The sequence below is a fragment of the Verticiella sediminum genome, assembly GCF_007558815.1.
In the GTDB taxonomy this organism is placed as follows: domain Bacteria; phylum Pseudomonadota; class Gammaproteobacteria; order Burkholderiales; family Burkholderiaceae_B; genus Verticiella; species Verticiella sediminum.
On the sequence record NZ_VLTJ01000011.1, the window covers coordinates 200,026 to 207,140 of the forward strand.

Sequence of the window (7,115 nt, forward strand, 5' to 3'; positions counted from 1 at the left end):
TCCTACCTGCGCTGCCGCGCAGCCAGCCCTTCGACGATGTGCGCCGGGGCCTGGGCGTAGCGCTTGAATTCCATGGTGTAGGTCGCACGCCCCTGGGACATCGAACGCAGCGTGGTGGAATAGCCGAACATTTCCGAGAGCGGAACCTCGGCCTTGATCGCCTTGCCGCCGCCCAGCATGTCCTCCATGCCCTGCACCATGCCCCGGCGCGACGCGAGATCACCCATGACGTTGCCGGCATAGTCCTCGGGCGTTTCCACCTGGACCGCCATGATCGGTTCGAGGATGGCCGGCTGCGCGCGCCGGCAGGCCTCCTTGAAGCCCATGATGGCGGCCATGCGGAATGCCTGCTCGGAGGAGTCCACGTCGTGGTACGAGCCGAAGGTGAGGTGCACCTGGACGTCGACCACCGGGTAGCCGGCGAGCACGCCCGCCTGCAGCGCCTGCTCCACGCCCTTTTGCACCGCGGGAATGTACTCGCGCGGGATCACGCCGCCCTTGATCTCGTCGTGAAAGACGAAGCCCTGGCCCGCTGCGTTGGGCTCGACGGTGAACACGACGTGGCCGTACTGCCCCTTGCCGCCTGACTGCCGCACGAACTTGCCCTCGACGTCGGTAACCCGCTTGCGGATGGTTTCCCGGTAGGCCACCTGCGGCTTGCCCACGCTGGCCTCGACGCCGAACTCGCGCTTCATGCGATCGACCAGGATCTCCAGGTGCAGCTCGCCCATGCCGCCGATGATCGTCTGTCCGGAGTCTTCGTCGGTGCTGACCCGGAACGACGGGTCTTCGGCGGCCAGGCGCGAGAGCGCCATGCCCATCTTCTCCTGGTCGGCCTTGGACCGCGGCTCGACGGCCTGGCGGATGACGGGTTCGGGGAACGCCATGCGTTCCAGGGTGATGATGGCCTCGGGCGCGCACAGGGTGTCGCCGGTGGTGACGTCCTTCAGGCCGACACAGGCGGCGATGTCGCCGGCGTGAAGTTCTTCGATGTCCCGGCGATGGTCCGCGTGCATCTGGACGATGCGGCCGATGCGCTCCTTCCTGGCCTTGACCGGGTTGTACACGCTGTCGCCCTTGGCGAGCACGCCCGAGTACACGCGCACGAACGTGAGCTGGCCGACGTAGGGGTCGGTCATGAGCTTGAACGCCAGCGCAGAGAACGGCTCGGCGTCGGCGGCGTGCCGGCTCGCCGGCCGGCCGTCCTCGTCCACGCCCACGACCGGCGGCACGTCGATCGGCGAGGGCATGAACTCGACCACGGCGTCGAGCATGCGCTGCACGCCCTTGTTCTTGAAGGCCGAGCCGCACAGCATGGGCTGGATCTCGCCGGCGATGGTGCGCTGGCGCAGGCCCTGCGTGATCTCGTCCACGCTGAGCTCGCCGGTGTCGAGGTATTTGTTCATGAGGGCGTCGGACGCCTCCGCCGCCGCCTCCATCATCTTCTCGCGCCACAGGTTGGCGCTGGCCACGAGCTCGGCCGGAATCGGCGCGTACGAGAACTTCATGCCCTGCGTCGCCTCGTCCCAGAAAATGGCCCGCATGAGGCGCAGGTCGACCACGCCCTTGAAATCGTCCTCGGCGCCGATGGGGATGACCACGGGCACCGGGTTGGCCTTGAGCCGCTCGAGCATCATCTGCCGCACGCGGAAGAAGTCGGCGCCGACCCGGTCCATCTTGTTGACGAAGGCAAGGCGCGGCACGCGATACTTGTTGGCCTGGCGCCAGACGGTCTCGGACTGCGGCTGCACGCCGCCCACCGAGTCATACACCATCACGGCGCCGTCGAGCACCCGCATGGAGCGCTCCACCTCGATGGTGAAATCCACGTGCCCGGGCGTGTCGATGATGTTGATGCGGTGCTCGGCGTAGCCTTGGTCCATGCCCTTCCAGAAGCAGGTGGTGGCCGCCGAGGTGATGGTGATGCCGCGCTCCTGCTCCTGCGCCATCCAGTCCATGGTGGCCGCGCCGTCGTGCACCTCGCCCAGCTTGTGGTTGACCCCTGTATAGAAGAGGATGCGCTCGGTGGTGGTGGTCTTGCCCGCGTCGATGTGCGCGGAAATGCCGATGTTGCGATAGCGCTCGATGGGAGTGTGGCGGCTCATGGCGATACCTCGATCTCCAGGCGGCAAGAGGGTGCAGCGCCGGGCGCACCGCACCACGCCGGGTGCAGCAAATTATGATCGCTTTTTCACCGTCTTGCCGCATGGACGGGCGCCGGCTGTAACCGGCTGTGGCGCGCACAGCGCTGTTCCCCCGCGGGGAGGCACTTGTTGCCTTGGGAGCGGGCCGGCGGCAAAAAAAAGCCGCCGGCCCGTGGCGGGGCGGCGGCTTGCGCAGCGAGCCCGGGCGGCGTGCGCCCGATGCCGTGCGTCAGCGCATCAGATCGCTGCGTCCTTCAGCTTCTTCAGCGCACGGGCCTTGACGCGCACCGAGGCGGGCTTGGCCGGGAATTCGCGCTCGAGGCCGGTGAACGGGTCCTTGCGCACGCCCTTCTTGCGGGCCGGCACCTTCTGCGTGGAGATCTTCAGCAGGCCGGGCAGGGTGAACTCGCCGGCGCCGCGCTTGTGGATCGCGCCGAGGATGGTGTCTTCCAGAGCCGCCACGATCGACTTGACGATCTTCACGTCGGCGCTGGCCTGTTCGGCCAGGTGCTTGATCAGCGAGACCTTGGTGAAGCCGGACTTGATCGGCTTGAGGGCGGCGGCGGTCTTGGCCGGCGTCTTGGCGGCCTTCACCGCCTTGGTGGCAGCCTTGGCCGGCGCCGCGCTCTTGGCAGGGGCCTTGACCGCAGCCTTCTTGGCTGCAGTACGCACCGCAGTCTGGGCGGCCTTGGCCGGGGCCTTGGCGGCAGGCTTCGCGGCGGGTTGCTTGGCGGCCTTGACTGCACTCTTCACGACGGGTTTCTTGGGGCTTTTCTTGGCGACTGCCATTGAGACTCCAGCGGATATTAAAAGAAACAGGGAAGCGCGATTGTATTAGCCCTTGGCGCGTTCGCGTCGTGAAAAGAGCCGCATTTCCGTGCCTTTTTGTGTCGAACGGCCTCATGCACGCCAAGTTTGCGGCGAACGGGATAGCCCGTTCGCCTTGTCGGCATGTTTGCCGAGAGCCCCGTACGAGGCCTCGCGCTCGCGCGGCGGCGGATCAGCTCGCGTCTTCGGGCAGCGTGGTCAGGCGCTTTTCGAGCGCGCGCATCTCTTCGTAGCCCATCACTTTCATGATGTCGTCGATGCCGACCAGTAGGTCGGGCCGGTCGGCCGGTTCGCCCGTGCGCACGACGTCCTGCATCACGCCCAGCGCCTTCTGCATGCCCATGATCGCGGCCGCGGGCAGCATGCGCGGCAGGCTGATGCGCTTGACGCCCAGTTCCTTCAGGCGGGGCAGGGGAATCAGCGGCGTCGTCGGCCGCGAGCGGATGCCGAAGCCCATGTTGATCGACAGCGGGATGCCGGCGGCATCGACCAGGCGCTTGATGTCATCCTCGGTGCGCACGGCGTCGGGAAACAGCATGTCCGCGCCCGCCGCGGCATAGGCCTTGGCGCGGCGGATCGCGCCTTCGACGCCCTCGACGGCGATGGCATCGGTGCGCGCGATGATGACGAAGTTATCGTTGCGCCGCGCCAGGCAGGCCGCCTCGATCTTCTTCACCATCTCGGCCAGGCTCACGACGTCCTTGCCCGGCATGTGGCCGCAGCGCTTGGGGCTGACCTGGTCCTCGAGGTTGACGCCGGCCACGCCGGCTTCCTCGAACATGCGCACCGTGTGGAACACGTTGACCGGGTTGCCGTAGCCGGTATCGGCATCCGCCGTGAGCGGAATCTGCACCGAGCGCGCGAGGTTGCGGCAGTGGTTCACGTTCTCGTTCAGGCCCATGACGCCGATGTCGGCGATGCCGAGGATGGCGTTCGAGACGGCGGCGCCGCTGGTGCATGCGGTCTTGAAGCCCGCGGCCTCGACCAGGCGCACGCTGTAGCCGTCGTAGACGCCGGGCGAGACGAGGAACTCCTCGCTGGCGAGCAATTCCCGAAACTTCTTTGGACCGTTCATGCAGTGACTCCGATTCGTGTTGAGCGGCGGCGCAATGCCGTCAGGAAGATGGTGGCCGCACCCCGTCTTCGGCGAGGTGCGTGAAAAGATGGCGTGCGGCGCGCTCGATGTGCGAGCGCATCAGGGATTCGGCCAGGTCCACGTCGCGCGACTTGATGGCGCGTGCGATTTGCCAGTGCTCGGCGAAAGCGTCTTCCTTGCGTTCGAGCACCGTGCCGGAATGCCGCCGGTACAGCCGCAGCAGGTGGTAGAGGTCTGCGCACAGCGCGTGGATGATGCGGCGGTTGCCGCTGGCGCGCACGATGCGTTCGTGAAAGTCGAACACCTTGGGCCCGGCAGCCCCGCCTTGCTCGGCGCGGACTTGCCGCTGGCGCTCCTGTTCGAGATCGGCGATGAGCTGTTCGATGTCGGCGTCGCTCATGCGCTGCGCGGCAAGGTTGCACGCGACGCCCTCGAGCGCCATGCGCATCTGGAACAGCTCCAGCGCCGATTCGGCGGTGAGCGCCACCACGCGCGCCTTCATGTAGGGCTCGCGCGTGACGAGCTGGATGCCCTGCAGGCGGCGCACTGCCTCGCGCACGGGGCCGCGGCTGACGCCGAATTCCAGCGCCAGCGCCGCTTCATTGACCACGCTGCCAGGCGCGAGCCGGCCCTGGTGGATCGCTTCCAGCACTTGCTGGAAAACCGTGTCGGACAGCGGGGTCTGCGCTTCGTCGCGGAGCGCGAGCGTTTCGGCCGTTACGTTCATAGTGTCAACAGATTATCAATCGGGTTTTAAAGTGTCAACTCTTTTGGGCCTTTGTCGCATGCCTGAAAAGCGTTGTCCGGTTCTGGCCAATACGCCTATTGCTACATGTATATAGTGTTTCTTAGGCGAAGGCGGGTGGTGGTCGGTGTTCCGTCTGTCGGGCTTGTATTTGTCATAACTGTTGACAGTAATGGGGGCGGGGTCTAAGATTTCCTACATGTTATCCATAGCCACGCCTTCCATGATTTCCTCGCTTCGGCTCGAGGATGAAACCGTGCGGTACTGTGCGCTCGCGCCGGCGCTGGCAGCCCACGGCAAGTCGGTCGAGACCTATCCCTACGTCATCCGCGTGCTGCTCGAAAATCTGCTGCGCCATCGCGCCTGGGGCAGGGCGGTGACGGCCCGGGACGTGCAGGCGCTGCTCGACTGGCAGGCGTGCATCAGCGCCGACCTGCCGCTGCACGTCGCGCGCGTCATCCTGCCCGATTCCAGCGGCGTGCCGGTGCTGCAGGATCTGGCCGCGCTGCGCGACGCCGTGCGCCGCGGCGGCGGGGACCCGACCCGGGTCGACACGCGCATTCCGGTGGATCTCATCGTCGATCACTCGCTGCAGGTCGATCACTGGGGCGACGAGTCGGCTGCAGACGCCAACCTCGCGCGCGAGTTCGAGCGCAACGCCGAGCGCTACCGCTTTCTCAAGTGGGCGCAGCAGGCCTATGGCGGGCTGCGCGTGTATCCGCCGGGCACCGGCATCATCCATCAGGTCAATCTCGAGCACATCGCCCCGGTGGTCTGCCGCGAAGCGCGCGCGGACGGCGTCTGGGCATATCCCGACTTCGTCATCGGCGGCGATTCGCATACGCCCATGGTCAATGCGCTGGGCGTGCTGGGCTGGGGCGTGGGCGGCATCGACGCCGAAGCCGCGTTGCTCGGCCAGGCCTATACCTTCCCGGTGCCGCGCGTGATCGGGGTGCGCCTGCGCGGCGCCGTGCGCGCGCCGGCCAGCACCACCGACGCGGCCCTGCTCATCACGCAGACCTTACGCAAGGTGGGCGTGGCCGGTTGCGCGGTGGAGTTCTTCGGCCCCGCGGTGGCCGAGCTCACCGTGCCCGACCGCGCCACCATGGCGAACATGGCGCCGGAATACGGCGCGACCTGCGGTTTCTTTCCCATCGATGCGCAGACGCTCGCCTATCTGCGCACCACCGGGCGCGACCCCGAGCACGTCGCGCGCGTCGAAGCCTATGCGCGCGCGAACGGCCTGTGGCGCGATGCGCAGTCGCCGACGCCCGACTACAGCCAGATCGTGGAGATCGATCTGGACACAGCCCTGCCCAGCGTGGCCGGGCCGCGTCGCCCGCAGGACCGCATGGTGCTGGGCGAGGTCGGCCGCGACTTCACCGAGCGGCTGAGCCGGCCGCTGGCCGACGGCGGTTTCGCTGCGCCTGCGCGCGAGACGGTAGAGGGCCTGGGGCACGGCAGCGTGGTGCTGGCGGCGATCACGTCCTGCACCAACACGTCCAATCCGGGCGTGATGCTGGCCGCGGGCCTGGTTGCGCGCAAGGCGCTCGAGCGCGGCCTGCAGCCGCCGGCGTGGGTCAAGCGTTCGCTCGCGCCGGGCTCGCGCACGGTCACCCGCTATCTCGAGGATGCCGGGCTGCTCGAACCGCTGCAGCGGCTGGGCTTTCATCTCATCGGCTATGGCTGCACGACCTGTGGCGGCAAGTCCGGCCCGCTCGATGCGCAGGTGGCTGCCGAGATCCAGTCGCGCGAACTCGTCGTCGCCGCCGTGCTCTCGGGCAACCGCAACTTCGAGGGCCGCATCCACAAGCTGATCCGCGCGAACTACATCGGCGCGCCGCCGATGGTGGTGCTGTACGCGCTCGCCGGACGGGTCGACATCGATCTCCAGACGCAGCCCGTGGGCACGGACGCCGCCGGCCAGCCGGTGTACATGCAGGACATCTGGCCGACGCCCGAAGAGCTTGCCGACGTGATGCCGCGCGCCGCGCGCCGCGAGATATTCATCGAGAGCTATCGCGACAAGGCCGGCGGCGACGCCCGCTGGGAAGCGCTGCAGGCGCCCGGCGGCGCGCTGTTTCCGTGGGATGCGGCATCCACCTACCTGATCGAGCCGCCGTTCTTCGATCCCGAGGCGGCGGGCGATCTGGAGCAGCTCACCGAGCAACTGCAGGGCAGCCGCGTGCTCGCCGCCTTCGGCGATTCGCTCACGACGGACCATATCTCGCCGGGCGGCGAGATTCCGGAGGATACGCCGGCCGGCGCCTACCTGATGCAGGCCGGCGTGGCGCCGCGCGAC

General features: G+C 67.6%; 5 protein-coding genes. 1 reads left to right on the forward strand and 4 read right to left on the reverse strand.

The genetic code is table 11. The features are described 5' to 3' along the window. Positions 1-2 precede the first annotated feature (2 nt). The 4 genes from fusA to FOZ76_RS07590 all read right to left on the reverse strand — a co-directional run bounded on the left by fusA (position 3) and on the right by FOZ76_RS07590 (position 4,795). Complete coding sequence (gene fusA / locus FOZ76_RS07575) at positions 3-2,105, reverse strand: elongation factor G (protein ID WP_143947531.1); 2,103 nt, start codon at positions 2,103-2,105, stop codon at positions 3-5. 276 nt (positions 2,106-2,381) lie between these two features. Beyond that, on the reverse strand, positions 2,382-2,816 hold the full coding sequence (locus FOZ76_RS07580; protein WP_342781868.1) for an HU family DNA-binding protein: 435 nt from the start codon (positions 2,814-2,816) through the stop codon (positions 2,382-2,384). A 328-nt stretch (positions 2,817-3,144) separates the two neighbouring features. Beyond that, complete coding sequence (locus FOZ76_RS07585) at positions 3,145-4,047, reverse strand: isocitrate lyase/PEP mutase family protein (protein WP_143947533.1); 903 nt, start codon at positions 4,045-4,047, stop codon at positions 3,145-3,147. A 40-nt stretch (positions 4,048-4,087) separates the two neighbouring features. Next, on the reverse strand, positions 4,088-4,795 hold the full coding sequence (locus FOZ76_RS07590) for a GntR family transcriptional regulator (protein ID WP_143947534.1): 708 nt from the start codon (positions 4,793-4,795) through the stop codon (positions 4,088-4,090). A 241-nt stretch (positions 4,796-5,036) separates the two neighbouring features. On the opposite strand from FOZ76_RS07590, the gene acnA reads away from it, so the two are divergent. Next, positions 5,037-7,115, forward strand: a 2,079-nt coding sequence (acnA, locus tag FOZ76_RS07595) for an aconitate hydratase AcnA (protein WP_143947535.1), incomplete at its 3' end; no start/stop codon positions are given.

Bases quoted from the DNA above. Each gene is read 5' to 3' on its own strand.
- fusA (WP_143947531.1), bottom strand. From the start codon at position 2,105: ATGAGCCGCCACACTCCCATCGAGCGCTATCGCAACATCGGCATTTCC.
- FOZ76_RS07585 (WP_143947533.1), bottom strand. From the start codon at position 4,047: ATGAACGGTCCAAAGAAGTTTCGGGAATTGCTCGCCAGCGAGGAGTTC.
- FOZ76_RS07590 (WP_143947534.1), bottom strand. From the start codon at position 4,795: ATGAACGTAACGGCCGAAACGCTCGCGCTCCGCGACGAAGCGCAGACC.